The organism is Stenotrophomonas sp. 01N47 (assembly GCF_056399165.1).
Genome location: NZ_JBFTQU010000014.1, coordinates 20,654 through 44,963 on the forward strand (window position 1 = coordinate 20,654; position 24,310 = coordinate 44,963).

A 24,310-nucleotide genomic window follows, 5' to 3' on the forward strand; every position below is an offset into this window, starting at 1 on the left:
CCTCGAGGTAGTGAGTGCGTGCAGTTGCCGGCCAGCGGCCGGCACTACCCGTGGTCGTCGTGCAGGTGCGCGCTCAACGCTTCACCATCGGCGCCCGGCAGATACGGCATCCGGCCCCAGCAGGGCATCGGCAGGCGCTGCTGCAAGGTCGCGAAATTCTCATCCTGGCGCTGCATCGAAGGATCGATGTGGTTGCCGATCCAGCCCAGGCACTCCACGCCACTGGCCTGCAGCGAGTGTGCGGTCAACCGCGCGTGGTTGACGCAGCCCAGGCGCATGCCGACCACCAGCACCACCGGCAGCCGCAGCGCACGTACCAGGTCAAGCTGGTCCAGCTGCGCCGACAACGGCGCCAGCCAGCCGCCCACGCCCTCGACCACCACCACGTCGGCCTGTGCGCGCAGGCGTTCGAAGGCCGCCAGGATCGGGGACAGTTCGATGCGCACGCCATCTTCTGCGACCGCCAGCTCGGGCGCCAACGGCTGGCGCAATGCGTAGGGGTTCAGATCGGCATAGTCCGGCATCGGCAGGCTGGCGGCCTGCAGTGCCAGCGCGTCGTCGTTGCGCAGCCCCTGCCCCGCGTCGTGGCTGCCGCTGGCCACCGGCTTCATGCCCACCGCGCGCAGGCCGCGCCGGCGCAGCGCGTGCAGCAGCGCGGTACTGGTGGCGGTCTTGCCGATCTCGGTATCGGTACCGGTGACGAACAGGGCCGTCGGCAACGTGGCAGGGAGGGACATCACAGGCTCCAGCAGGGCAACAGAGCCCCCATTATCGCTGGCCCGGCACGCTTGCTAGACTGCGGCCATGTTCGCCAACGCCTCGCTCACCGGCAGCAAGCCGGAACAATACGCCCAGCTGCTGGAACAGGCCCGTGGCCTGGTCTACGGCGAGTCCGACCGCATCGCCAATGCGGCCAACCTCGCTGCACTGGTCTACCACGCCCTGACCGACCTGAACTGGGTGGGCTTCTACCTGTACGACGGCAAGGAACTTGTGGTCGGTCCGTTCCAGGGCCTGCCGGCCTGCGTGCGCATTCCGCTGGACAAGGGCGTGTGCGGTGCGGCCGCCAGCCAGCGCGTCACCCAGCGGATCGAAGACGTGGACGCCTTCCCCGGCCATATCGCCTGCGATGCCGCATCGCGCTCGGAACTGGTGGTGCCGTTGCTCCGCGGTGAGGAGCTGATCGGCGTGTTCGATATCGACAGCCCGGTCGTCGGCCGCTTCGATGCCGAGGACCAGGCCGGCCTGGAAGCCATCGCCGAGGTGTTCGTCGGGGCGTTGGCGTGAGCGCGGTCAAGCTGCGCAACATCGGCCCGAAGAGTGCGGCATGGCTGCGCCAGGTAGGCCTGCGCAGCCGCGAGGACCTGGTCGCGATCGGTGCAGTCGGTGCCTTCGTCAAGGTCAAGCGTGCCGGCTTCAAGCCCAGCCTCAACCTGCTGTATTCGCTGGAAGGTGCGCTGCTGGACTGCCACTGGCAGGAACTGAGCGAACCGCAGCGCACAGCGCTGGTGCAGGACTACGAAGCACGTATCGCAGTGCATCCGTTGAAGGCGGCAGGCCCAGCATCGGGCCCGGTGCATGAGCAGCGCTTCGACGCCGAGGATGATGGCGAAGAAAGCACGGCCGAAAGCGCCGGCGAGGATTGACTGTTTGGTAGTGCCGGCCGCTGGCCGGCAAGCTCAGGAACGTTGCGAAGATCGTGCAGTTGCCGGCCAGCGGCCGGCACTACCGTCCGATCAGGGCTGCTGCAGCTCCAGCAGCTCGCCCACCAGCCCCGCTTCACCGCGCTCGACCCACACGCGCAGGCGCGTGCCGTGGTCGATGCGCAGCGCCCAGCACAGCGACATCGGCAGACCACACACCTGCGACAGCACCATGCGCAGCGGGCCGCCGTGGCTGACCACGACCGTCGGCGGAGGGTCGTCGTCATCCAGCAGTCGATCCAGCGCGCGTGCGATGCGCCGTTCGAAGTGGCCCCAGCTCTCGCCATGCGGCGGCGGGAATGCGTGCGGATCTGCGTGGAACGCGGCCAACGCCTCTTCCGGCAGGTCGAACAACGATTGGCCGTCCCAGTCGCCGAAATCCAGCTCTTCCCACTCCTCGTCCGCCTCCACGTCCAGCGCGCGCGGTGTGGCCAATGCCATCGCCGTATGCAACGAGCGCAGGCGCGGCGAACTGATCACCCGTTCCCACGATTGTCCGGCATAGGCATCGACCAGTTCCTGCGGCAGGCGGGCCAGCTGCGGCGGATCGCTGCGGCCATCGAGGAACTCATCACGACCGTTGCCGGCATGGCGGACCAGGTCGAGGATCATGCGCGTGCCCAGTCAGGGCGGCGCGGGAACAGCGGAAAACAGACGGACATCGGCAACGGCACCACGATAATTCGAACTGCATTCTAGGCGCTGGCGCAGGTCTGCTGCACCGTGCAGGTGCATCCGCGCCTGCTCAGTCGTGCAGGTTCGACGCTACGGGCCGGCCGCGATGCCGTAGACTGCGCGCACTTCCAGGTGACCTGCGGCCCTGCCGGCAGGTTGAAACGGGAAGCCGGTGACGCGTGACAACACGCCATGCCGGCGCTGCCCCCGCAACGGTAAGCACGTCAGTTCCAGGCAACCCGCCACTGTGCCGCAGGCATGGGAAGGCGCCTGGACGGTGGCCTCGGGCCACCCGGCGGCGAGCCCGGAGACCGGCCCGGAAGCCTCAGGTCGCGATGCGGTGGGCATGGCGCTGGTTGTCCGCGGCGATGGCCGCGGCATCGGCGCGTGCCTGCCTGTCGTGACTCCTCCCCTTCGCTGCGCGGGCGTGCGCGGCACCTGGAGTCCCCCGATGAAACTGCAGTCCCGAATGCTGTCCCTGGCCGTGCTGGCCGCGCTTCCTGCATTGGCCCTGGCCGATGATGGCGCCGCCGACCTCGACCAGGTGCTGGTCACCGCTACCCGTACTCCGATCGCCCTGCAGGACAGCATTGCGCCTGCGCAGGTGATCGACCGCGCGCAGATCGAATCCAGCCAGGCCACCTCCCTGCAGGAACTGCTGCAGGGCCGCGCCGGCATCAACCTGACCAACGCCGGTGGCCTGGGCAAGCAGAGCTCGCTGTTCCTGCGTGGCACCAATTCCTCGCACACCGTGGTGCTGGTCGATGGCGTGCGCATCAACAGCGCCGACCTTGGCCTGGCGATGTACCAGGATCTGCCGCTGGCACAGATCGAGCGCGTGGAAATCGTGCGCGGCCCGCAGTCCAGCCTGTACGGTGCCGACGCCATCGGCGGTGTGATCCAGATTTTCACCCGCCGCAACCAGGGCGATTTCGCTCCGCACTTCCAGCTGGGCGGCGGCAGCAATGGCCTGCGTGAAGCCAGCGGCGGCATCGGTGGCGGCACCGAACGCGGCTGGTTCGGCGCCGACATCGCCTACCAGCATTCGGACGGCATCGATGCCTGCCGCGGTTCGGCTACGCTGTTCACCGGCTGCTTTGCCGATGAACCCGACCGCGATGGCTACCGCAACCTGTCCAAGAGCCTGCGCGGTGGTTACAACCTGAGCGACCAGTGGACCGTGGAAGGCAGCGCCCTGCGTGCCGACGGCAAGAACCACTACGACGGCTACTACAACTACTCCGAGACCCGCCAGCAGGTGCTGGCCGGCAAGGTGCGCTACACCCCGTCCGAGCAGTTGACGCTGACCGCCAACGTCGGCCGCAGCGACAACGAGTCCGACAACTTCGGTGATTTCGGTGCACGCGGCAGCGCACAGACGCACCGCGACAGCGCTTCGCTGCAGGCCGACATCGGTATTGCCGAAGGCCAGCTGCTCAGCGCCGGCGTGGACTGGAGCGAGGACAACCTGGATGGCAGCAGCGCCGGTTACCTGGTCGACAGCCGCCGCAACACCGGCGTATTCCTGCAGTACCAGGCGCGCTTCGGCCGTCACCAGCTGCAGGCCAGCGCACGCAATGATGACAACCAGCAGTTCGGCAACCACGCCACCGGCAGCCTCGGCTGGGCGATGGAGCTGGGCCACGGCCTGCGCGTCAACGCCAGCTATGGCACCGCGTTCAAGGCACCGACCTTCAGCGACCTGTATGACCCGTGGAGCGGCGTGCCGACGCTGGACCCGGAGAAGTCCAAGAGTGCCAACCTCGGTATCTCGCAGCAGGGCCAGGGCTGGCGCTGGGGCCTGGACGTGTACGAAACCCGCATCGATGACCTGATCACCTACGACGCGGCCACCTTCCGCATGCAGCAGGTCGAAAAGGCACGCATCCGCGGTGCCGAACTGACCGGCGGCGCCACCGTGGCCGGCTTCGACATCAACGCGCAGCTGAGCTTCACCGACCCGCGCAACCGCACCAACGGCAGCGCGCAGTTCGACAACTGGCTGGCCCGCCGTGCGCAGCAGACCGCGCGCCTGGACATCGACCGCCGTTTCGGTGATTTCCGCACCGGCCTGACCGTGCAGGGCGCGGGCAAGCGCTATGACGATGCCGCCAACGCGGTGAAGGTCGGCGGCTACGGCGCGCTGGATCTGCGCGCCGAATACGCACTGACCCCGGCATGGTCGGTGCTGGCGCGGGTGGCCAATGTGTTCGACCGCGAGTACGAAACCGTGGCGTGGTTCAACCAGCCAGGCCGCGAGTATCAGCTGAGCGTGCGTTACCAGCCGAAGTGACCGCAGCGGTCACGGTGGTGCCGGCCGCTGGCCGGCAACATCATGACCTTCGGCAGCGCGTCACGGGGTGCCGGCCAACGGCCGGCACTACCGTTGCGTCAGCCCTGCAGCCCCGGCAGCTCGCGCAGGTCGTCAATCACCGCTACCGCGTGCGCCTTTTCCAGGTCCAGTCCTCGCGGATAGCCGTAGCGCACCAGCGCGATCGGCATGCCGGCGTCCTCGGCAGCACGATAGTCGGTGAGCGAATCGCCAACCATCAGGCACGCATCGACGGGCACTTCGAAGTGCGCGGCGATATGCCGCAACGGCTCACCACTGGGCTTGCGCTGCGGCAGCGAATCACCACCCAGCACCAGCGCAAAGGCATCGGCGATACCCAGGTGCTGCAGCAACGGCGGCACCAGCGCGGCCGGCTTGTTGGTGCAGATGGCCAGCGGCACCTTCAACGCACGCAACTGCGCCAGCGCGTCCACTACGCCAGCGAACAGCTGCGGGCTGCGCAGCAGGCATTCGCGGTAATGGACCATGAAGGTCGGCATCACCGCTGCCAGATCGATCTGACGCCCGGCGGCCTGCACGGCCTGTTCGACCAGCCGGCGCACGCCATCGCCGATCCAGCCCAGCACGGTGGCTTCGGGTACGCGCGCCAGGCCGATGTCTTCCAGCGTGCGGTTCAGTGCTTCGGCGATATCGGCGGCGCTGTCGACCAGCGTGCCATCGAGGTCGAACACGACCAGCGGATAGGGATACGACAAGGGACGGCTCACTCGTGCAACGTGGGGCCGTCCATTGTACGCCCGCGTCTTCAGCCGATCCGGCGTGCGCGGGTGGCCAGGAAGGTCGGCAGGTAACGGTCGATCAGGAAGCGCGGCTGCGGCTGCCAGTCTTCCATGAAGCGGTCGATGACGAACCCGGCATCCAGCTGCCCGGCGATCAGATCCCCCAGGCTGTGGCCGAATGTCAGCGCTTCGCCACGGGCCAGCTTGGCCTCGCGCGCGGCGGGCTCCAGGTCTTCCAGGTCGGAATAGGGAATCGCGTACTGCGGGCGGATCAGGCCCTGCTCGCTCAGCTGTGCATCACGCGCAGCAACGAACACCACCGGATTGTAGAAGCTGGCCATCAGCAGGCCATCGCGTGCCAGCACCCGGCGGCACTCGGCCCACACCGGACGCACGTCGGGCACGTACAGGTTCGAGATGGGATGGAACACCACGTCGAAGCTGTCGTTGGCAAAGGCCTGCAGATCACGCATGTCACCCTGCACGGTGCGCAGCGACAGACCGTCGCGGTCGGCGACGGCGCGGTCCTGCGCCAGCTGCCCGTCGGAAAGATCGAACACGGTCACCTCAGCGCCCGCCGCGGCAAGCACGGGTGCCTGTTGGCCACCGGCCGAAGCCAGGCACAGGATGCGCCTGCCACGCACATCGCCCAGCCAATCCAGCGGCAACGCACGCGGCGTCAGGTGTACCTGCCAGCGTCCTTCGCGTGCGGCGGCAATCGTTTCGGCATCCACCGGTCGCGACCACTCGCGCACCTCGCTGGCCTGGCGGTCCCAGGCAGCACGGTTGTGGTCGATCAACGCCTGTCCATGGTTCATGTGTTCTCCTTGCCCGAAGGGCGCCAGTCCAGATCCTGGAAGGCCGGGCTGGCGAAGCACTCGGCGAGGAAATCCAGGAATCGCCGCATGATAACGGGCTGTTGCCGGCGCGAGGCGTACACGGCATGAATGCCCAGCTCGTCCAGGCTGTACTCGGGCAGCAGTTCGATCAGTTCGCCACTGCGCAGCAACGGTGCGACCTGGTAGGTCGGCAACATGGCAATACCGGCATTGGCGCGCACCGCCTCCAGCAACAGCGATGCTTCATTGGCACTGATGTTGCCGCCCACCGCCACCGACAACGAGCGTCCTTCGCGATGCAGCTGCCACAGGCTTTTGCCGACGTAGTGATGGGTCAGGCAATTGTGCGCGGCGAGATGTTCGGGCGCGGTCGGCGTGCCACGCGCCTGCAGGTAGGCCGGCGTCGCGCACAGCACCGAACGGCAGATCGCCAAACGACGTGCGATCAGGCTGGGGTCGATCTGCCGCGCGATGCGCACAGCCAGGTCGACGCGCTCCTCCACCAGGTTGACCATACGGTCGACCAGCAGCAGTTCGATGCGTGCGGCCGGATGGCGCTGCACGAAGGCGGCCACCGCACGCGCCAGATGGCTCTGCCCGAACGACACGCTGGCGGTGATGCGCAGCGTGCCGTGTGGCTCGGGATCGTCGCTGGCCAGCTCCCCCTGCAGTTCCTCGCCGATCGCCAGCATCTGCCGGAAACGCGCCAGCGCGGCTTCACCGGCCCCGGTCAGGCTCACCCGCCGCGTGGTCCGGTGCAGCAGCCGCGCACCCAGCCAGCCCTCCACCTCGGCCAGGTAGCGGCTGACCATGGCCCTGGACATGTCCAGCACCTCGGCGGCGGCGGTCAGGCTGCCGCGCTCGGCAACTTCGACGAATACGGTCATGGCGGTCAATCGGTCCATCTGCTCGATCCATGCAACAAACAAGCGCGTTATACGCTGTTTTTCGAGCGAATGCAGCGACCTACAGTGGCCCCATTCCCAACCACCACCCCCACGGAGTCCTGCCATGAAGATCGCCCTCGTCGGTGCCACCGGCAACATCGGCCGCCAGATCGCCCGCCACGCGCTGGCCAACGGCCATCAACTGACCGTCATCGTGCGCAGCGCGCAGGACCTGCCGGCCGAGCTGGCAGGCGCCCATCCGGTCATCGCCTCGCTGGATGACCAGGACGCCCTGGTCGCCGCCATCACCGGCCACGATGTGCTGGCCAGCGCCTACGGCCCGCGCCCGGGCGACGACATCGGTCGCGTCGGCGAGGTTGCCGCACAGCTGGCCAACGCCGCCCGCAAGGCCAACGTGCCGCGCCTGGTCGTGGTCGGCGGCGCCGGCAGCTTGGAAGTCGCCCCCGGCGTGCAGCTGGTCGACACCCCCACCTTCCCGGAGGCCTACAAGCCCTACGCGCTTGCCCACCGTGAAGCGTTCAACCGCCTGCAGGCGGTGGATGACCTGGACTGGACCTTCTTCTCGCCGGCGGCCGAAATCGGCCCGGGTGAAGAGCGTGGGCAGTACCGCGTGCAGCCCAAGGCGTTCCTCGCCGATGCCAACGGCCACAGCCGCATCAGCTACGCCGACTACGGCGCCGCGTTCGTCGCCGAACTGGAAGCGCGCAAGTACCCGAAGCAGATCATCACAGCGGCGTACTGATCACGCACTCGCCGGCCTGACCGCCCGCCGGGCATGGCCCGGCATTACCCACCTGTAAAGCCGAAGGCAACGGCAGGAGCCGTTGCCAACGTCGCTTGCGACGGCCCGTAGGGGGCCGGGCAAGGACGCCCGGCATAGCCAACGCTCGGCTCGACACCCCAAGGACACCTCCCATGCGTACTGCTGCCCTGCTGCTTCCCCTCGCGCTGGCTGCCAGCTTCACCAGCGCCCCGCTGCTGGCCGCACCGGCCGCGCCTGCACCCGCCAGCGCTGCCAAATCCCAGCTGCGCCTGCAGACCTTCCATCCCGGCCCGCAGGCAATGTTCTCGGTGTCCTCGGTGCTGATCGAAGGGCGCAACGACGCGATCCTGGTCAACGCGCAGTTTGCTGCCGGCGATGCACGCCGGCTGGTCGAGCAGATCCGTGCCAGCGGCAAGCGGCTGACCACCATCTACATCAGCCATGGCGATCCGGACTATTACTTCGGCCTGGCCACCGTGCAGGATGCGTTCCCGCAGGCGCGCATCGTCGCCACCGCGCAGACCGTGGCGCACATCCGTGAATCCCAGGCCGGCAAGCTGGCGTACTGGGGGCCGAAGATGGGTGCCGACGCTCCCGCACGCATCGTGGTGCCCGCAGTACTGGAAGGCGATGCACTGCAGTTGGAAGGCCAGCGCCTGCCGTTGATCGGCCTGGATGGCCCGACGCCGGACCGCAGCGTGCTGTGGGTGCCGTCGCTGCGCGCGATCGTCGGTGGCATTCCGGTGGTGGCCGGCGAGCATGTGTGGATGGCCGATACGCAGACGCCGCAGTCGCATGCCGATTGGCTGCGCACGCTGCAGCAGCTGCAGGCGCTGAAGCCGAAGGTGGTGGTGCCCGGTCATTACGCGGAGGGTGCGGCACTGGATGCCAGTGCGTTGCGCTTCACCGCGGATTACATCCGTGCCTTCGATGTTGAAACCGCCAAGGCCAGGGACAGCGCTGCGTTGGTGAAGGCGATGCAGGCGCGCTATCCGCAGCTGGCGGGTGTGGCGTCGCTGGAGTTGAGTGCGAAGGTGGCCAAGGGCGAGATTCAGTGGCCGTAAGGTAGGGGGTTTCTTTTGCAGGGCTGCGCCCTGCACCCGCCGAATCGACGGCAACGGCAACAGCAAAAGCGGGCATTCCGGGGGATGGCGGGATGGGTCCGGTTGCGGGGGACGCTGCAAGTACGTCCATGTAAGCTCGGTCGCCGCATCCATGCGGCTCACGCCCCCGCAACCGGACCCACCCCGCCTTCGACAGGTTCCCGCTGCTGTTGGTGGGTGCTGACCGTTGGTCGGCACGCGGCTGTTGGTAGGTGTCGACCTTGGTCGACACAGGTATCAGGTCCGTGGGGAATCGTTCGTTGCGTGCTCGAACAATTCGCCCTGCACCACGGCTTCCTTTTCACGGAAACCGCCGAGGCCGACGCCGACCAGGCGGTAGCGGGTGTCGGCGGGGAGATCTACGCGGGCGCGCAATGAAAGTGCGATGTCGCGCAGTTCTTCCATCGACTCGGGCGGGCGTTCCGGGGTGAAGCTGCGGGTGAGGATGCGGAACTGCGCGGTCTTCAGTTTCAGCACCACGGTGTGGCCGATGCGTTCGGTCTTGCGCGTGGCCTGCCAGGTCTTCTCGGCCAGCTGCACGATCGCTTCGCCCAGGTCTTCCAGCAGCAGGTCCTCGGCGAAGGTGTCTTCAGAGGAGATCGACTGCACCTGCTGGTCAGGCTCCACCGGTCGCTCGTCGACACCGCGGGCGCGGTTGTACAGGCTGCGGCCGAAGCTGCCGAAGGCGTCTTCCAGGTCCGGCAGCGTCCACTGCCGCAGGTCGCCGCAGGTGACGATGCCACGCGCCGCCAGCTTGCCTTCCATCACCTTGCCCACGCCGGGCACGCGATTCACCGGCAGCGGCAGCAGGAATGCGTCCACCCGCTGCGGCGGAATCACGAACTGGCCGTCGGGCTTGCGCCAGTCCGAGGCGATCTTGGCCAGGAACTTGTTCGGCGCGATCCCGGCTGAAGCGGTCAGGTTGGTTTCCTCGCGGATCTGCGCGCGGATGGTGCGGGCGATGTCGGTGGCCAGTTCGATGCCACTCTTCGGCTCGGTCACGTCCAGGTAGGCCTCGTCCAAGGACAGCGGCTCGACCAGGTCGGTATGGCGCAGGAAGATCTCGCGCACGTGGCGCGACACCGCCTTATAACGTGCGAAGTCCGGCGGCACGAAGATCGCGTCCGGGCACAGGCGCTCGGCGCGCAGGGCCGGCATCGCCGAACGCACGCCGAACACGCGCGCCTCGTACGAGGCGGCGCACACCACTGAACGCGCGCCGCGCCATGCCACAACCACCGGCTTGCCGCGCAGTGACGGATCGTCGCGCTGCTCCACCGACGCGTAGAAGGCGTCCATGTCGACGTGGATGATCTTGCGCAGTGCGTTCATGGTTGGCCCACATGATACCTGCACCGTACCCGTCCAGACGCCGAAGTATGGTCGTTGTGCATCAACGGGATGCGTGGTTTCAGCTGAAAACACTACGCACGCGTACGGAGACGCGGTTTGATATCCGCCTGATCCGTCGTGCATCCTCGGGAACTCGTTGCCTTGTTTTCGCTTCCAGGATTGCGCTTTCCATGACTCGTCTCCACGCGTTCAACCGCGACCAGCTGCTGGCCAGCGCACGCGGTGAACTGTTCGGCGCTGCCGCCGGCCGGTTGCCCAACGACCCGATGCTGATGTTCGACCGCATCACCGAAATCCGCGAGGACGGCGGACCGCATGGCAAGGGCATGGTACGCGCCGAACTGGATATCCGTCCGGACCTGTGGTTCTTCGGCTGCCACTTCATCGGCGACCCGGTGATGCCCGGCTGCCTGGGCCTGGATGCCATGTGGCAGCTGACCGGCTTCTTCCTGACCTGGCTGGGTGCGCCCGGCAAGGGCCGCGCCCTGGGCTGCGGCGAAGTGAAGTTCACCGGCCAGGTGTTGCCCGATGCCAAGCTGGTGCGCTACGAGATCGACATCAGCCGCGTCATCAACCGCAAGCTGGTGATGGCCCAGTCCGACGCGCGCATGTACGTGGACGACCGCGAGATCTACAACGCCCGCGACCTGCGCGTGGGCCTGTTCACTGAAACCGGGAGCTTCTGATGCGTCGCGTCGTCATCACCGGCATGGGCATCACGTCCTGCCTCGGCAATGATCTGGATACCGTTTCAGCCGCCCTGCGCGAGAGCCGCGCCGGCATCACCGCGCTGGCCGACCACGCCGAAGCCGGCCTGCGCAGCCAGGTCGGCGGTCGCGTCGACCTCGACCTGGACGCGCTGATCGACCGCAAACAGAAGCGCTTCATGAGCGATGCCGCCGCCTTCGCCTATCTGGCGATGGCCGATGCCATCACCGATGCGGGCCTGACCCCGGAGCAGGTCAGCGGCCTGCGCACCGGCCTGATCGCCGGTTCCGGTGGTGGCTCCAGCGAATGGCAGGTGGGTGCGGTCGATCTGCTGCGCAGCCGCGGCGTGCGCAAGGTCGGTCCGTACATGGTGCCGCGCACGATGTGCTCGACCGTGTCGGCCTGCCTGGCCACCGCATTCCAGATCAAGGGCGTCAGCTACTCGCTGTCGGCCGCCTGCGCGACCTCGGCGCATTGCATCGGCGCGGCTGCCGACCTCATCCGCCACGGCGCGCAGGACATCATGTTCGCCGGCGGCGGTGAAGACCTGCACTGGTCGATGAGCGTGATGTTCGATGCGATGGGCGCCCTGTCCACCAGCTTCAACGACACCCCCGCCAGCGCCTCGCGCCCGTACGACAAGGACCGCGATGGCTTCGTCATCGCCGGTGGTGGCGGCATGCTGGTGCTGGAGGATTACGACCACGCGGTGGCGCGTGGCGCACACATCCATGCCGAGCTGATCGGCTATGGCGTGACCTCCGATGGTGCCGACATGGTCGCGCCGTCCGGTGAAGGCGCCGTGCGCTGCATGAAGATGGCGCTGCAGAACGTGGACCGTCCGCTGGATTACCTCAACACCCACGGCACCTCGACCCCGCTGGGCGATGTGACCGAGCTGGGTGCGATCCGCGAGGTGTTCGGCGATACGATTCCGCCGCTGTCCTCGACCAAGGCGCTGTCGGGCCATTCGCTGGGCGCTGCCAGCGTGCATGAAGCGATCTACTGCCTGCTGATGATGCGCGATGGCTTCGTGGCCGGCTCGGCCAACATCGGCGAGCTGGACCCGAGGGTGGAAGGCTTCCCGATCCTGCGCGAAAGCCGCGAGCAGAAGCTGGATACGGTGATGTCCAATAGCTTCGGCTTCGGTGGCACCAACGCGGCTCTGGTGTTCGGCAGGGTGTGATCTGAAAGCGTGCCAACCAAGGTTGGCACCTGCCAGGGCGGTAGCGCCGGACCATGCCCGGCGAGAGCGGTGAAGCGTGCCGACCAACGGTCGGCACCCACCGGGTTCAAGGTTGGCACCTGCCAGAGCGGTGGCGCCGGGCCATGCCCGGCGAGAGCGGTGAGGCGTGCCGACCAACGGTCGGCACCCACCCGGTTCAAGGCATGCCAACCAGGGTTGGCACCTACCTCGGCAGTAGCGGCAGCAGCAAGGCGTGCGCGTCCACCAGCGAGCCGACGATGCGGTGGCCCAGCGCGCGCAGTTCTTCATCGGGATGCACCAGGTCCGGTACCTGGATCACGGTCATGCCTGCGGCCAGCGCGGCTCGTGTGCCGGCCGGCGAATCCTCCAGCGCCAGGCAACGTTCCGGCGCCTTTCCCAGCCGCTGCGCGGCCAGCAGGTAGATGTCCGGCGCCGGCTTCGGCCGCGCTACATCGCCACTGGTGATCACCGCATCGAAGTATGGCAGCAGCCCGGCTGCAGCCAGCTTGCGGTTGGCCCGCGGCTGCCGCGTGGTGGTCGCTACCGCACGCGGCACCGCGTGCGACTTCAACAACTCAAGCAGTTCCAGGATGCCCGGCCGCAGCGGCAGCCCGGTCTGGGTGCGCTCCTCGTACAGATCATGGCAACGCGCGGCCATGGCCTCGATCATGCTGTCTTCGATGCCCTGCTGGCGCAGCAGCGCCTGGCTGTCGCGGTCGCCAAGGCCGACCATGCGGACGAAGAAGCTGGCATCCAGGGGCAAGCCGAACTCCTCCGCCGCCTCGCTCCAGCATGCAAGCGACACACGCTCGCTGTCGATCATCAGGCCGTCCATGTCGAAGATGACGGCGTCGGGCAGGAATGGCAGCGCAGCGATGGAGGTCATGGAGCGAACAACGTATCCAGATCGGTGGAGGTCAGCAGCCGCCATTCCCCTTCGGCCAGTCCCTGCAGGTCCAGGCCACCAACACGGCTGCGATGCAGTGCCTGCACATGGTTGCCTGCGGCAGCGAACATGCGGCGTACCTGATGGTAGCGGCCTTCGTGCAGTACCAGGCGCGCCTTGCGCGGCCCGAGCACCTGCAGTTCAGCCGGCAGCAGGGGCGTCTTCTCCGCTTCCAGCATCAGCGTGCCGCTGGCAAACAGCGCCACCTCGTCACCACGCAGGTCTTCGGCCAGCTCCACTTCGTAGACCTTGGGCAGCTTCGACTTCGGCGAGATGATCCGGTGCAGCAGGTTGCCGTCGTCGGTCAGCAGCAACAGGCCGCTGGTCTCACGGTCGAGGCGGCCGACGGTGGACAGCACCGGGTCGCGGTCGCGGAAGCGCGGCGGCAGCAGGTCGTAGATCAGGCGGCCCTTGTCCTTGGTCGAGCACGTGTAGCCGGCCGGCTTGTACATCGCCAGCGACAGGCCCACCGGCGGGTCCAGCGGCTCGCCGTCCACCCGCACCGCTTCATGCGGCACCTGGTCGTCGGCGTAGAGCACCTCGCCGTCGGCGTCGGTGACGCGGCCTTCGCGGAACATCCACTGCACCTGCTTGCGGCTGCCGTAGCCGAGGTTGGCGATGTGCTTGACCAGCTTCACCGGCCCTTCCCCTTGCCCTTCACCGCTTCGACCAGCTTGAAGCCATCGCGCTCGGCAACCACGCGCACCGCGCCGAAGCTCTCGTTGAGCGTGTACTCGTAGGGCAGGTGGCGGTTGGCCACCACGTACAGGCGCCCACCCGGGCGCAGCGCCTGTGCGGCCACGGCGATGAAGCGCTGGCCGATATCCGGGCGATCCGCACGCGAGGGCGTGTGGAACGGCGGGTTGCTGATGATGACGTCGTAGTCCGGCTCGATACCGGCGGTGACGTCGCGCCACAGGAAGCGCAGCGGCACGGGGCGCGGTGGCGGTGCCAGATTGAGTTCGGCCAGGTCCAGCGCGCGCTTCTCGGCCTCGTACAGGTCCAGCGCGGTGATCTTCGGGCAGCGCTCCAGCAGTTCACGCGACAGGTAGCCGTAACCGGCACCGAGGTCAGCTGCACGCCCGGCAAGGTCGGCCGGCAGATGCTCGGCCAGCAGGGCCGACGCCGGGTCGATGCGGTCCCAGGCGAACACGCCAGGACGGCTGAGGAAACGGCCGCCGACGATCGGCCGCACCGCGTCCAGCGCGCCCCAGCGCTTGGCCACGTCCACATCGTGCTGGCCCTGCAGCGGAGCGGTCCAGAACACGCGGCAATGGTTCTTGGTCAGGCTGCCGCCGAGGCCGGCCAACTGCTTGAGGTCGCCTTCGCCGGAGCGGGCACCTTCGTTGTTGTGCTGGCAGGCCACGATGCGGCCACCCTCGGCGACCAGCGCCAGGGCGCGGGCGAACAGCGCACGGGCTTCCTCTCGCTGGCGCGGCGGCAGCACCAGCACCAGCGGGTAACGGCCGCGGCCGGCAGCATCATCCAGCTCCCCGCTGACGGTCCAGCCAGCGGCCTGCTGCAGCGGCTGCGCGAACGGGGCGAAGCTCTGCTCGCAGTCGACTTCGCGGCCGCCGGCCTGCTCGCGCAGTGGCCAGCCGTCACGGGCGCGCAGGAAGGCCACCGGACCCTCCGGCCAGCGCAGGGCGCCGCTGGAGAACGGCAGGAACAGGGTCTGCAGGGGGGCGTCGTCGCTGGATGCCATCGGCGCGGGTACTGGAAGCGTGAGGGCCGTCCATTGTACCGGCTTGTCCGGCCCGGCCCCGGCCACCGCTTTGCGAAACTTCAACGTTGCCTTGATGCCGCAGCAACATGCCAGCGTTCAGGGTAGAAGCTCCCCCGCAACCCCTGGAGATCCTGCATGCGTGCCTTGTTCGTCGGAGGTGTCGTCGACAACAGTGAAATGGACCTGGAAGGCAGCCATCCCCCCGTGCATTACCCGGAGGACACCGGCGGCGGCCATTCCCGCTACCGCCTGCACCAGGTTGGCCACGGCGCCGATGGCAGCGTGGCCTACGCCGTCTATGGCGCGCCGGATCTGGCAGACGATGAAGTGACCCGGGTAGCCGAGGAGCGCGCGTATGCGCGCAGGTTCGAAGCGACGGCAACGCTGTTCGAACATTGATCATCGCAGCCACCTATGGCGTGGCTCTACTGTTCGAATGTTGACCATCGCGGCCACGCATGGCGTGGCTCTACACCTGTTCCAACGTTGGCCATCGCGGCCACGCGTGGCGTGGCTTTGCAGTAGATCCACGCCATGCGTGGATGCGCTATCCGCAGTTGCCGTCAGAGCCTCGGCGGGAGTCTGCGGATGCTGGCGATCTCATCCAGCCACACGTGATGCTGCTGCACCGGCGTATCGAGATCGTCCAACCGCAGCTGGCCATTGCTGCCTTCGTCGCCGGCGTCGTTGCGGTACTGCTGCAGCGTCGGCTGCACCGCAACCGTGCCCAGCAGGCGCCGGCCATCGTGCAGGGTCAGCTGCACCTCGGTTTCCCCCTGCAACTGCGGCAGAAGGGCTTCCAGGCGCGCGATCTGCGCGGAATCAGTATGGATACGGGGAGCAATACGGGACATCGGCGACCTCCTGAACTGCAGGGTCGCCGATCGTCCGTGAATGCTCAGTGCAGCAGGCTGTCCCCGCGCGTGGCCTGCACGCGCCGCACCACGCCCACCAGCTGGGCCACCGAATACGGCTTGGCCACATGCTCCTGGAAGCCCGAGGCCAACGCACGGCGACGGTCATCGGCACGCGCCAGCGCGGTCACCGCCACCGCCGGCAGTGCTGCCGCATCCACGCCCAGGTCCTCGCGCAGCGTGCTCACCAGGCCATAGCCATCCATGCCCGGCATGCCGATGTCGGTCAGCAGCACGTGGTACTGCAGGTGGCCATTGTCGGCCAGCAATGCCAGCGCCTCGCCCGCAGAACTGGCCGCAGATACGCTGGCACCCTGCTCTTCCAGCATCCGCCGCAGGTACTCCAGCACTTCTGGCTGGTCTTCCACCGCCAGCACATGCAGGCCGCGCAGCGGGTACGGCTCGACCACCATCGGTTCCAGGATAGGACCGCTGACGACCTCACGCAGCGGACGCCGTTCGGCATCGGGCAGGTGCTGTGGCAGGCGCACGGTGAAGGTGGAACCATGACCGTGGCCATCGCTGGCCGCGCTGACCGAACCGCCATGCAGTTCGACCAGCTGCTGCACGATGGCCAGGCCCAGGCCCAGACCGCCATGGCGGCGGGTGGTGGTGCCGTCGGCCTGGCGGAAGCGGCTGAACAGATGGTTCAGGAACTCCGGCGCGATGCCGTCACCGGTATCGCGCACGGTGATCGTCCAATAGTTGCCATCAGCCTGCAGCTGCACGTCGATGCGGCCTTCGGCCGGGGTGAACTTGATCGCGTTGGACAACAGGTTCCAGAACACCTGCTGCAGCCGGGTGGCATCGCCCAGCACCTGGCAGGGCTGTGCCGGCAGCTGCAGGGTGACGTCCAGTGCCTTGCCCTCGGCCACCAGTTCCTGTGCGCCCATCGCTTCGTTCAACTGGTCGCGCAGGTCCAGCACTTCCACTTCCAGCTGCACCTTGCCCAGCAGCATGCTGCTGAGGTCGAGCATGTCCGAGATCAACCGCTTCTGCGCGGTGGCGCTGTTGGCGATCACGCCCAGGCCCTTGTACAGCGGGCTGGTGGAATCCACGCGTTGCAGCAGCAGTTCGCTCCAGCCCAGGATCGTGGTCAGCGGCGTGCGCAGCTCGTGCGACAGCGTGGCCAGGAATTCATCCTTCAGCCGCGCCATGTTTTCCGCCGCACTGCGCGCGGCACGCTCGGACTGCAGCAGCTCCTCGCGCGCCAGTTCGATCTCGCGACGCTCGGTGACATCCGGGCTGCTGCCGGCCAGGCCGATGAAGCGGCCCATCCGCGAGAAGCGCGGACGTGCGTTCATTTCCAGCCAGCGCCACTGCCCATCGGCGCGGCGGGCGCGCACCAGCGCATGCATCGAACGCTGCGCTTTCAGCGCTTCCTGCAGTTCGTACTCGAACACCGACGCATCGTCGGGATGCACCAGGCCGCGCCAGACATCTTCGGGCACACGGTTCTCGTCGCCGCCGAAGAACTCGCTGAAGGCACTGTTGACGAAGCGGGCATGGCCGCGCTCGTCCAGTACCCACACCGGCATCGGCAGGCCATCGGCCAACGCACTGAAACGCGCCTCGCTCTCACCCAGTTCCACTTCCATCTGCTTGCGCGCGGTCACATCGAAGAACAGCACGCCCACCTTGTCATCGCCCGCCCGGCCAACACGCACCGCATCCACGGCGAACGTGCGCCCCAGGGCACGGGCATCCATTTCGAACTGGGCCGGTCGCCCGGTCCGCGCCACTTCGCCGTAAATACGGAACCAGTCGCCTTCGTGCTGTGGCTCCAGCGTGCTCATGCGCTTGCCGCAGGCATCCTTCAGGCCGGTGTGGCGCTCGAAGGCATCGTTGACCTCGAGGAAGCGGTAGTCGATCGCCTCGTCGCCATCAAACAGCACCTGGATCACACAGAAACCTGCGTGGATGCGCTCAAGCACGCCATGGTGCAGGTCGGGTTCGGGCGTCGGCACCATCAAGGGTGAGCGCTCCACGAGGGGCGGCAATGTGGACAAGGGCGTGGGGAGGAAAAGACCGGATGGAGGTACAGCATCTTCCAGACCGCGTATTCACAGCGTCAAGCGCCGTCAGTCAGGGTTGACGACCATGAATTGGCGGCAACTGTTGACGCATTTGACGCTACTGGCCATTGCTGCGGCCCCGCGGCGGGATCACACTCGATCCGAGATCATCATCCTCCCCGCTTCGGGGACGCAGGAGACTGCCATGAAAGGTTCGCTTTCAACCGCCCTGCTGCTGGCCGGCATGCTTGCCGTGGGCAGCGTGGCTGCCGCGCCGCGGACGGTAACCGCGCCCGATGCGCCGCGCGCACTGCAGGCCGATGGCCCGGTCAGCGTGCAGTGGAATGATCCGGCGAAATTCACCGAGATCCGCCAGAGCACCAACCGCTTCGAGGCCGAACGCGGGGACTGGGTGCAGCAGCTGGCACGCTACGTGCAGACCAGCGCCGCCAAGCCCCTGCAGGCCGGGCAGACGCTGGACGTGACCCTGGTCGATATCAAGCGCGCGGGCGACTATGAGCCCTGGCACGGCCCGCGCGGCAGCGACATCCGGATCATGCGCGACATCTACCCGCCGCGGATCACCCTGCAGTACACACTGAAGGACGCCAGCGGGCGCATCATCGATGAAGGCGACGCCCGCCTGAGCGACAGCGGCTATCTGCACAACATCGGCCTGAGGAGCGATACCGATCCGCTGCGCTATGAAAAGCGCCTGATCGATGATTGGGTGAAGCGCCAGCTGACCTCGCGCGTTACCGCTGCCCGGTAGGTGTCGACCTTGGTCGACACGCATTCACAGCGCCGACCAAGGTCGGCAGCTACCAGAGCCGGTCAATCCTGGTAGACGCGTGCCACGCGCTTGACGCCGCACGGCAGCTGGTAGGCACTGACACCGCAGCGCGGCGCCAGCTCGGACAGGGTCGGCGCCGTACCCCACAGTTCCACCACGCTGCCGACGCCGGCCTGCGCATGCGCGGTCAGGTCCACGGTCAACATGTCCATCGACACGCGGCCGATCAGCCCACCGGGTTGGCCATCGATCAGCACCGGGGTGCCATTGGGCGCGAACTGCGGATAACCATCGGCATAGCCCAGTGCGACCACGCCCACGCGTGTGCGCGCCTTGGCCACGAAGCGCGCACCGTAGCCGACCGGCTCGCCAGCTTCGATCCAGCGCTCGGCGAACACCTTGGACTGCATCGTCATCACCGGGCGCAGGCGCGCGGTGAGTTCACTGTTGTCCGGCAGCGGATTGGCGCCGTACAGCATCAGGCCCGGGCGCACCCAGTCACTGCGCACGTCCGGCCAGCCCAGCAGCGCCGGCGAATTGCAGATGCTGGTCTCGCCTTCAAGACCATCGATGGCCTCGACGAAGGTCGCGGCCTGCTCATGGGTACGCTCGCTGTCCAGTTCATCGGCGCGTGCCAGGTGGGTCATCATCACGATGCGCGCCACCTGCGGCAGTGCAGACAAACGTGCGTGCGCGGCGCGGAAACCGGGAACGTCCAGGCCCAGCCGGTGCATGCCGCTGTCCAGCTTCAGCCACACCGTCAGCGGGCGCGGGCTGTCGAACGCGGCCAGCGCTTCCAGCTGCCACGGCGAACCGACCGAGAACCACAGGTCATGCTCGGCCACCAGCGCCATTTCGCTGGGCTCGAAGATGCCTTCCAGCAGCAGGATCGGCGCACGGATGCCGGCCTGGCGCAGTTCCAGCGCTTCTTCGATGGTGGCCACGCCAAAGCCGTCGGCCTCGCCTTCCAGTGCCTGCGCACAGCGCACCGCACCGTGGCCATAGGCATCGGCCTTGAGGATCGCCAGCGCCTTGCCACCGCCCAGTTCACGGGCCAGGCGATAGTTGCTGCGCAGTGCGCCCAGGTCGATCAGCGCGCGGGCAGGACGCATGTGCGGTTCTCATGTTGCGGGGCGTGGCGGTACTGGCCGTAGCGGAAGATATCGAGGCCTTCGGTGCTGATCTGCGGCTGGCGCGCGCTCATCAGGTCGGCCAGGTAGCGGCCGGAGCCGCAGGCCATGGTCCAGCCCAGCGTGCCGTGGCCGGTGTTGAGGAACAGGTTGCGGAACGGCGTGGCGCCGATCACCGGTGTGCCGTCCGGCGTGGCCGGGCGCAGGCCGGTCCAGAACTCGGCCTTGGCCAGGTCACCGCCCTTCGGGTACAGGTCGCGCACCACCAGCTCCAGCGTCTCGCGGCGACGCGGCGACAGCGACAGGTCGAAACCGGCCACCTCGGCCATGCCACCGACGCGGATGCGGTTGTCGAAGCGGGTCACCGCCACCTTGTAGCTCTCATCGAGGATGGTCGAAGTGGGTGCCATCGCCGGGTCGGTGATCGGCAGGGTCAGCGAGTAGCCCTTCAGCGGATACACCGGCAGGCGCATGCCCAGCGGCGCGACCAGTCCCGGCGAATAGCTGCCCAGCGCGACCACGAAGCGGTCCGCGGTTTCCAGCTTGCCGCCGATGCGCACGCCGGTGATGCGGTCGCCGTCGAATTCCACGCCGGTGATGTCCTGGTCGTAACGGAACTCGACCCCCGCTTCGGCCGCCATCTGCGCCAGGCGGCGGGTGAACAGCTGGCAATCGCCGGTCTGGTCGCGCGGCAGGCGCAGCGCACCCACCAGGCCATCGACGTGGGCCAGCGCAGGCTCGGCCTTGATGATGCCGGCGCGATCCAGCACTTCGTACGGCACACCGTACTGGGCCAGGATCTCGATGTCCTGCGCCGATGCATCCAGCTGCTGCTGGGTGCGGAACAGCTGGGTGGTGCCCAGGTCGCGCCCTTCGAAATCGATGCCGATCTGCGCACGCAGCTCGTTCAGGCAGTCGCGGCTGTACTCGGACATGCGCACCATGCGCGCCTTGTTGATCGCGTAGCGCTCGTGGGTGCAGTTGCGCAGCATCTGCCACAGCCAGCGGTACTGGGCCAGGTCCATGCCCGGCTTGATCGCCAGCGGTGCGTGCTTTTCGAACAACCAGCCGATGGCCTTCTTCGGCACGCCCGGGGCAGCCCACGGCGAGGTGTAGCCGAAGGACAGCTGGCCGGCATTGGCGAAGCTGGTTTCCAGCGCGGGACCGGGCTGGCGGTCGACGACCGTGACTTCAAACCCGGCCTGTCGCAGGTACCAGGCACTGGTGGTGCCGATCACGCCGCTGCCGAGGACTAGGACTCGCATGGGAATTCTCCAACCCGATCATTCCCTGCATTTGCATGCGCAGGGGCCATAATCGGGGAAGTATATTCTTCCATACCCAGATGATTTGCCTGATTTCAGCAATGCAGTCAGGATATTTCCCTGTGATTCATTCCCCGAGCTTGACGCCCATGGCCACCCGTCCCCGCGAGCTGGACAAGATCGACCGCAAGATCCTGCGCATCCTGCAGGCCGAAGGCCGCATTTCCTTCACCGAGCTGGGCGAACGGGTCGGCCTGTCGACCACCCCGTGCACCGAGCGCGTGCGCCGGCTGGAGCGCGAAGCGGTGATCACCGGCTACCACGCGCACCTGGACCCCAACGCGCTGAAAGCGAGCCTGCTGGTGTTCGTGGAGATCAGCCTGGCCTACAAGTCCGGCGACATCTTCGAGGAGTTCCGGCGTTCGGCGCTGAAGCTGCCCAACGTGCTGGAATGCCATCTGGTGTCGGGCGATTTCGATTACCTGCTGAAGGCACGGATCAGCGAGATGGCGTCCTATCGCAAGCTGCTGGGCAGCACCCTGCTGACCCTGCCGCATGTGCGTGAGTCGAAGAGCTACATCGTGATGGAAGAGGTCAAGGAGACCTGGGCGCTGCCGATTCCGGATTGAACCGACCGGCGGCAGCGGGACCAGACCCCGCAACGCGGGCTCTGGCCCCTGGCTGCATCAGCGCTGCTGCGGGTTCTTCATGGAACCCTGTTGCGGATTCTTCTTCTGCTGCTCGTTCGGCTGCTGTTGCTGTTGCTGCTGGCGCTGCTGTTCCTGCGGTGTTTTGCCCTGCTGTTCCTTGCCGGGATGACGGTTCTGCTGGTTGGCCATGATCGTATTCCAAGGGGACGAGGGAAGCGCGACGACAGGGATGCCGGCGCAGGTCCACCGTGGTCCTGGGGCGGTTAATCGCAGGCGAAAAACGGGTGATGCGGGGTGTGCAGGGCGGGGGCTGTTTTCCGGCGTTCATGTGGGTGGGTTTCCTGCCAACGGCTGGGCCCCTCGTGGCTGGGCAGACTTCCAGCATTGCGGGTGAGGCCGGGCGGGTGGGCTGTGCAGGGGGCGCTGCAAGTACGTCCCTGTATGCTCGGTCGCCGCATCCATGCGGCTCACGCCCCTGCACAGCCCACCCGCCCGGCCTCTGACAGGTTCATGCGGGCGCCAGCCACGGAAAAAGAAAAAAAAAGAGCAACAGCGGGTCGCTGCGCTCTCTTTGGGTTAGGCGATCGGTTGCGGGCGCTGGGGTCAGCGCTTGATCTGCTGGCCGTCGCCGGTCGGTACGCTGTCGTAGTAGCGGCCGGTGCGCGAGTCGAACACGCGGTTGGGGCCGACCGGTTTGACGCCGGGAACGATGCGGCCGTTGCGGTCGTAGACCTTGTCCGGCAGCGCCGGCGCGGGCGTGGGGGTCACTTGGGCCGGGCCGGTCGAGCGGATCGGCTGGGCCGGCTGCGGCGAGGGCAGCACCTGCGGCTGCGGGCGCGACGCCTGCGGTGGCGGGGCCACAGGCGGCGGCGCCACCGTCGAGCTGCTGCGGGTGGCGGTCGGACTGCCGGTGGGAACCTGCGCCTGGGCGAGCAGAGGCAAGAGGGCCGACAGCAACAGGACAAGGCGGGGTTTCATCGCGCGCTCCAGGGTGGGCCACCCTTACCCTGCGCCTGCCCCTGTGTGCCGGCCATGAACGGCCATCACACTTGCAAGCGTGTGCCGACACCCCCACGTCTGCTGGCATCCCAGGCCACAACCCCACGGAGAGCCGGCATGAGCGCTTTCGATCTGACGCCCCCCACCGCCACGCAGACCGACGCCCTGGTCGCCGGGCTCAGCGCCGAGGAGCGCCGCGTGCTGCTGCAGCACGGCACCGAAGCGCCGTTCTGCGGGGTGTTCCTCGACAACAAGCGTGAGGGCGTCTACTGCTGCCGGCTGTGCGCACTGCCGCTGTTCCGCTCCAGCACCAAGTTCGATTCGGGCACCGGCTGGCCCAGTTTCTTCGCCCCGTTCGACCCGTCGCACGTGCGCGAGATCCGCGACACCAGCCATGGCATGGTCCGCACCGAGATCACCTGCGCCCGCTGTGGCAGCCATCTGGGCCACGTGTTCCCGGACGGTCCGCCGCCCACCTACGAGCGCCACTGCCTGAACTCTGTCTCACTTTCATTCACCGGCAACGGCGAGCCGTGGCCCGATCCGCTGCAGCGTGGCGGCGCGGAGGCCGGCGTGGCGGGCTGACACCGCCGCAATGCCCCGCTGACCGACTTCACAGAATTCCCTCTTCAGAAACACCGGTGTCAGGCCGACAAGGAGATATCCCCCCTCCTTGCGTCGCGCCATGCTCATCATCGTTGGATTCCTGGTCGTCATCATCAGCGTGCTGGGCGGCTACCTCGGCGCACACGGCCGCCTTGGGGCGCTGTGGCAGCCCTACGAACTGGTCATCATCGGCGGTGCCGCGCTGGGTGCATTCCTGGTCGGCACCCCGGCCAAGACGGTCAAGCAGACGCTGCAGGCCATGGTCGGCGTGTTCAAGGGCCCGCGCTACAAGCAGCAGGACTACATCGATGTCCTCAGCCTGGTCTACGAACTGCTCAACAAGGCCCGCCGTGAAGGCTTCATGGCACTGGAAGACCACGTCGAGCGCCCGGCCGAAAGCGCGCTGTTCGGCAACTACCCGAAGGTGCAGGCCGACCACCACCTGATCGACTTCATCACCGACTGCCTGCGCCTGATGATCGGCAGCAACATCGAGCCGCATGAGCTGGAGCCGCTGCTGGAGCTGGAGCTGGAAAAGCACCACGCCGAAGCGATGGCGCCGTCACAGGTGCTGACCAAGGTTGCCGACGGCCTGCCCGGTTTCGGCATCGTGGCGGCAGTGCTGGGCATCGTCATCACCATGGGCTCGATCGGTGGCGACATCGTCGAAGTGGGTGGCCATGTGGCCGGCGCGCTGGTCGGCACCTTCCTCGGCATCCTGCTGGGCTATGGCTTCGTCGGCCCGATGGCCTCGGCGATGGAAGCCCGTGCCGAGCAGGACAGCCGCATCTACGAGTCGGTGAAGACCGCCCTGCTGGCCTGCCTGCGCGGCTACAACCCGAAGATCGCGCTGGAGTTCGCCCGCAAGACGCTGCCGTCGAACGTGCGCCCGGCGTTCTCCGACTTCGAGCAGCACCTGAAGACGGTCAAGTAAG

Annotated in this window: 27 protein-coding genes and 1 riboswitch; of the genes, 12 read left to right on the plus strand and 15 right to left on the minus strand. The window is 67.3% G+C overall.

Annotated features, from left to right (window positions below):
- Nucleotides 1-44: 44 nt before the first annotated feature.
- On the minus strand, nt 45-737 hold the full coding sequence (bioD, locus tag AC1DKR_RS19805; protein ID WP_478034660.1) for a dethiobiotin synthase: 693 nt from the start codon (nt 735-737) through the stop codon (nt 45-47).
- 67 nt (nt 738-804) lie between these two features.
- Here bioD and AC1DKR_RS19810 point away from each other — a divergent pair, with 67 nt between their 5' ends.
- Both AC1DKR_RS19810 and AC1DKR_RS19815 read left to right on the plus strand, forming a co-directional pair.
- A complete protein-coding gene (locus AC1DKR_RS19810; RefSeq protein WP_478034663.1) occupies nt 805-1,287 on the plus strand; it encodes a GAF domain-containing protein in 483 nt (160 codons plus the stop codon).
- Nucleotides 1,284-1,646, plus strand: coding sequence for a TfoX/Sxy family protein (locus AC1DKR_RS19815; RefSeq protein WP_478034666.1), 363 nt, complete (start codon nt 1,284-1,286; stop codon nt 1,644-1,646). The genes AC1DKR_RS19810 and AC1DKR_RS19815 overlap by 4 nt, the downstream gene beginning before the upstream one ends.
- A gap of 90 nt (nt 1,647-1,736) precedes the next feature.
- Here the strand turns inward: AC1DKR_RS19815 and AC1DKR_RS19820 are convergent, their stop codons facing one another.
- Complete coding sequence (locus AC1DKR_RS19820) at nt 1,737-2,315, minus strand: histidine phosphatase family protein (RefSeq protein ID WP_117309440.1); 579 nt, start codon at nt 2,313-2,315, stop codon at nt 1,737-1,739.
- Nucleotides 2,316-2,491: 176 nt separating this feature from the next.
- Nucleotides 2,492-2,712, plus strand: a riboswitch (cobalamin riboswitch).
- A 117-nt stretch (nt 2,713-2,829) separates the two neighbouring features.
- On the opposite strand from AC1DKR_RS19820, the gene btuB reads away from it, so the two are divergent.
- A complete protein-coding gene (gene btuB / locus AC1DKR_RS19825; protein ID WP_478034674.1) occupies nt 2,830-4,671 on the plus strand; it encodes a TonB-dependent vitamin B12 receptor in 1,842 nt (613 codons plus the stop codon).
- A gap of 98 nt (nt 4,672-4,769) precedes the next feature.
- Here the strand turns inward: btuB and gph are convergent, their stop codons facing one another.
- Genes gph through AC1DKR_RS19840 form a run of 3 tightly spaced genes read right to left on the minus strand, consistent with a single transcriptional unit; the run spans nt 4,770 to nt 7,194 of the window.
- The gene (gene gph, locus AC1DKR_RS19830) at nt 4,770-5,426 is read right to left on the minus strand and encodes a phosphoglycolate phosphatase (RefSeq protein ID WP_478034730.1); all 657 of its coding nucleotides are present in this window, start codon (nt 5,424-5,426) and stop codon (nt 4,770-4,772) included.
- Between the two features lie 50 nt (nt 5,427-5,476).
- Complete coding sequence (locus tag AC1DKR_RS19835; RefSeq protein ID WP_312111296.1) at nt 5,477-6,268, minus strand: class I SAM-dependent methyltransferase; 792 nt, start codon at nt 6,266-6,268, stop codon at nt 5,477-5,479.
- Entirely contained in the window at nt 6,265-7,194 is a 930-nt protein-coding gene (locus tag AC1DKR_RS19840) for a LysR family transcriptional regulator (protein ID WP_394198609.1), read from the minus strand. The genes AC1DKR_RS19835 and AC1DKR_RS19840 overlap by 4 nt, the downstream gene beginning before the upstream one ends.
- 106 nt (nt 7,195-7,300) lie before the next feature.
- On the opposite strand from AC1DKR_RS19840, the gene AC1DKR_RS19845 reads away from it, so the two are divergent.
- Both AC1DKR_RS19845 and AC1DKR_RS19850 read left to right on the plus strand, forming a co-directional pair.
- Nucleotides 7,301-7,939 (plus strand): NAD(P)-dependent oxidoreductase, encoded by a 639-nt coding sequence (locus AC1DKR_RS19845; RefSeq protein WP_478034677.1) that lies wholly within the window; start codon nt 7,301-7,303, stop codon nt 7,937-7,939.
- 173 nt (nt 7,940-8,112) lie between these two features.
- A complete protein-coding gene (locus AC1DKR_RS19850) occupies nt 8,113-9,024 on the plus strand; it encodes an MBL fold metallo-hydrolase (RefSeq protein ID WP_478034680.1) in 912 nt (303 codons plus the stop codon).
- Nucleotides 9,025-9,300: 276 nt separating this feature from the next.
- Here AC1DKR_RS19850 and dinB read toward each other — a convergent pair whose 3' ends face one another.
- The gene (gene dinB, locus AC1DKR_RS19855; protein WP_478034682.1) at nt 9,301-10,395 is read right to left on the minus strand and encodes a DNA polymerase IV; all 1,095 of its coding nucleotides are present in this window, start codon (nt 10,393-10,395) and stop codon (nt 9,301-9,303) included.
- Between the two features lie 191 nt (nt 10,396-10,586).
- Here dinB and fabA point away from each other — a divergent pair, with 191 nt between their 5' ends.
- Entirely contained in the window at nt 10,587-11,102 is a 516-nt protein-coding gene (fabA, locus tag AC1DKR_RS19860; RefSeq protein WP_025878420.1) for a 3-hydroxyacyl-[acyl-carrier-protein] dehydratase FabA, read from the plus strand.
- Complete coding sequence (gene fabB, locus AC1DKR_RS19865; protein WP_447944566.1) at nt 11,102-12,310, plus strand: beta-ketoacyl-ACP synthase I; 1,209 nt, start codon at nt 11,102-11,104, stop codon at nt 12,308-12,310. Before fabA ends, fabB begins: the two co-directional genes overlap by 1 nt.
- Nucleotides 12,311-12,533: 223 nt before the next feature.
- Here the strand turns inward: fabB and AC1DKR_RS19870 are convergent, their stop codons facing one another.
- From AC1DKR_RS19870 to AC1DKR_RS19880, 3 genes are read right to left on the minus strand one after another with little or no spacing between them, the layout of a single operon-like run.
- On the minus strand, nt 12,534-13,217 hold the full coding sequence (locus AC1DKR_RS19870) for an HAD family hydrolase (protein ID WP_223494128.1): 684 nt from the start codon (nt 13,215-13,217) through the stop codon (nt 12,534-12,536).
- Entirely contained in the window at nt 13,214-13,915 is a 702-nt protein-coding gene (locus AC1DKR_RS19875; RefSeq protein ID WP_312787121.1) for a pseudouridine synthase, read from the minus strand. Before AC1DKR_RS19875 ends, AC1DKR_RS19870 begins: the two co-directional genes overlap by 4 nt.
- Complete coding sequence (locus tag AC1DKR_RS19880) at nt 13,912-14,982, minus strand: class I SAM-dependent methyltransferase (RefSeq protein ID WP_478034690.1); 1,071 nt, start codon at nt 14,980-14,982, stop codon at nt 13,912-13,914. The genes AC1DKR_RS19875 and AC1DKR_RS19880 overlap by 4 nt, the downstream gene beginning before the upstream one ends.
- Nucleotides 14,983-15,138: 156 nt before the next feature.
- Here AC1DKR_RS19880 and AC1DKR_RS19885 point away from each other — a divergent pair, with 156 nt between their 5' ends.
- Nucleotides 15,139-15,402: a hypothetical protein gene (locus AC1DKR_RS19885; RefSeq protein WP_025878415.1), complete on the plus strand. Its 264-nt coding sequence runs from the start codon at nt 15,139-15,141 to the stop codon at nt 15,400-15,402.
- Between the two features lie 164 nt (nt 15,403-15,566).
- On the opposite strand, the gene AC1DKR_RS19890 is transcribed toward AC1DKR_RS19885, so the two are convergent.
- Together AC1DKR_RS19890 and AC1DKR_RS19895 are read right to left on the minus strand one after the other, a co-directional pair.
- Nucleotides 15,567-15,857 (minus strand): DUF3247 family protein, encoded by a 291-nt coding sequence (locus tag AC1DKR_RS19890; RefSeq protein ID WP_312787046.1) that lies wholly within the window; start codon nt 15,855-15,857, stop codon nt 15,567-15,569.
- Between the two features lie 44 nt (nt 15,858-15,901).
- Nucleotides 15,902-17,887 carry a hybrid sensor histidine kinase/response regulator gene (locus AC1DKR_RS19895; RefSeq protein WP_312787045.1) on the minus strand — a complete coding sequence of 662 codons (1,986 nt, stop codon included), beginning with the start codon at nt 17,885-17,887 and terminating at the stop codon, nt 15,902-15,904.
- A 250-nt stretch (nt 17,888-18,137) separates the two neighbouring features.
- Between AC1DKR_RS19895 and AC1DKR_RS19900 the strand changes: the two genes are divergently transcribed.
- Nucleotides 18,138-18,704, plus strand: coding sequence for a DUF3016 domain-containing protein (locus AC1DKR_RS19900; RefSeq protein WP_312110015.1), 567 nt, complete (start codon nt 18,138-18,140; stop codon nt 18,702-18,704).
- Between the two features lie 62 nt (nt 18,705-18,766).
- Here AC1DKR_RS19900 and alr read toward each other — a convergent pair whose 3' ends face one another.
- Both alr and AC1DKR_RS19910 read right to left on the minus strand, forming a co-directional pair.
- Nucleotides 18,767-19,837: an alanine racemase gene (gene alr, locus AC1DKR_RS19905; RefSeq protein ID WP_223494127.1), complete on the minus strand. Its 1,071-nt coding sequence runs from the start codon at nt 19,835-19,837 to the stop codon at nt 18,767-18,769.
- Nucleotides 19,816-21,120, minus strand: a complete 1,305-nt coding sequence (locus AC1DKR_RS19910; protein ID WP_025878410.1) for a D-amino acid dehydrogenase — start codon at nt 21,118-21,120, stop codon at nt 19,816-19,818. The genes alr and AC1DKR_RS19910 overlap by 22 nt, the downstream gene beginning before the upstream one ends.
- Before the next feature lie 149 nt (nt 21,121-21,269).
- Between AC1DKR_RS19910 and AC1DKR_RS19915 the strand changes: the two genes are divergently transcribed.
- Complete coding sequence (locus tag AC1DKR_RS19915) at nt 21,270-21,749, plus strand: AsnC family transcriptional regulator (RefSeq protein WP_478034699.1); 480 nt, start codon at nt 21,270-21,272, stop codon at nt 21,747-21,749.
- A gap of 57 nt (nt 21,750-21,806) precedes the next feature.
- Here the strand turns inward: AC1DKR_RS19915 and AC1DKR_RS19920 are convergent, their stop codons facing one another.
- Entirely contained in the window at nt 21,807-21,959 is a 153-nt protein-coding gene (locus tag AC1DKR_RS19920; RefSeq protein ID WP_025878408.1) for a hypothetical protein, read from the minus strand.
- A gap of 414 nt (nt 21,960-22,373) precedes the next feature.
- Complete coding sequence (locus AC1DKR_RS19925) at nt 22,374-22,748, minus strand: hypothetical protein (protein WP_033830254.1); 375 nt, start codon at nt 22,746-22,748, stop codon at nt 22,374-22,376.
- 138 nt (nt 22,749-22,886) lie between these two features.
- Here AC1DKR_RS19925 and msrB point away from each other — a divergent pair, with 138 nt between their 5' ends.
- Together msrB and motA are read left to right on the plus strand one after the other, a co-directional pair.
- Complete coding sequence (gene msrB, locus AC1DKR_RS19930; RefSeq protein WP_025878406.1) at nt 22,887-23,354, plus strand: peptide-methionine (R)-S-oxide reductase MsrB; 468 nt, start codon at nt 22,887-22,889, stop codon at nt 23,352-23,354.
- Nucleotides 23,355-23,454: 100 nt separating this feature from the next.
- Nucleotides 23,455-24,309 (plus strand): flagellar motor stator protein MotA, encoded by an 855-nt coding sequence (gene motA, locus AC1DKR_RS19935; protein WP_012509934.1) that lies wholly within the window; start codon nt 23,455-23,457, stop codon nt 24,307-24,309.
- Nucleotide 24,310 lies beyond the last annotated feature (1 nt).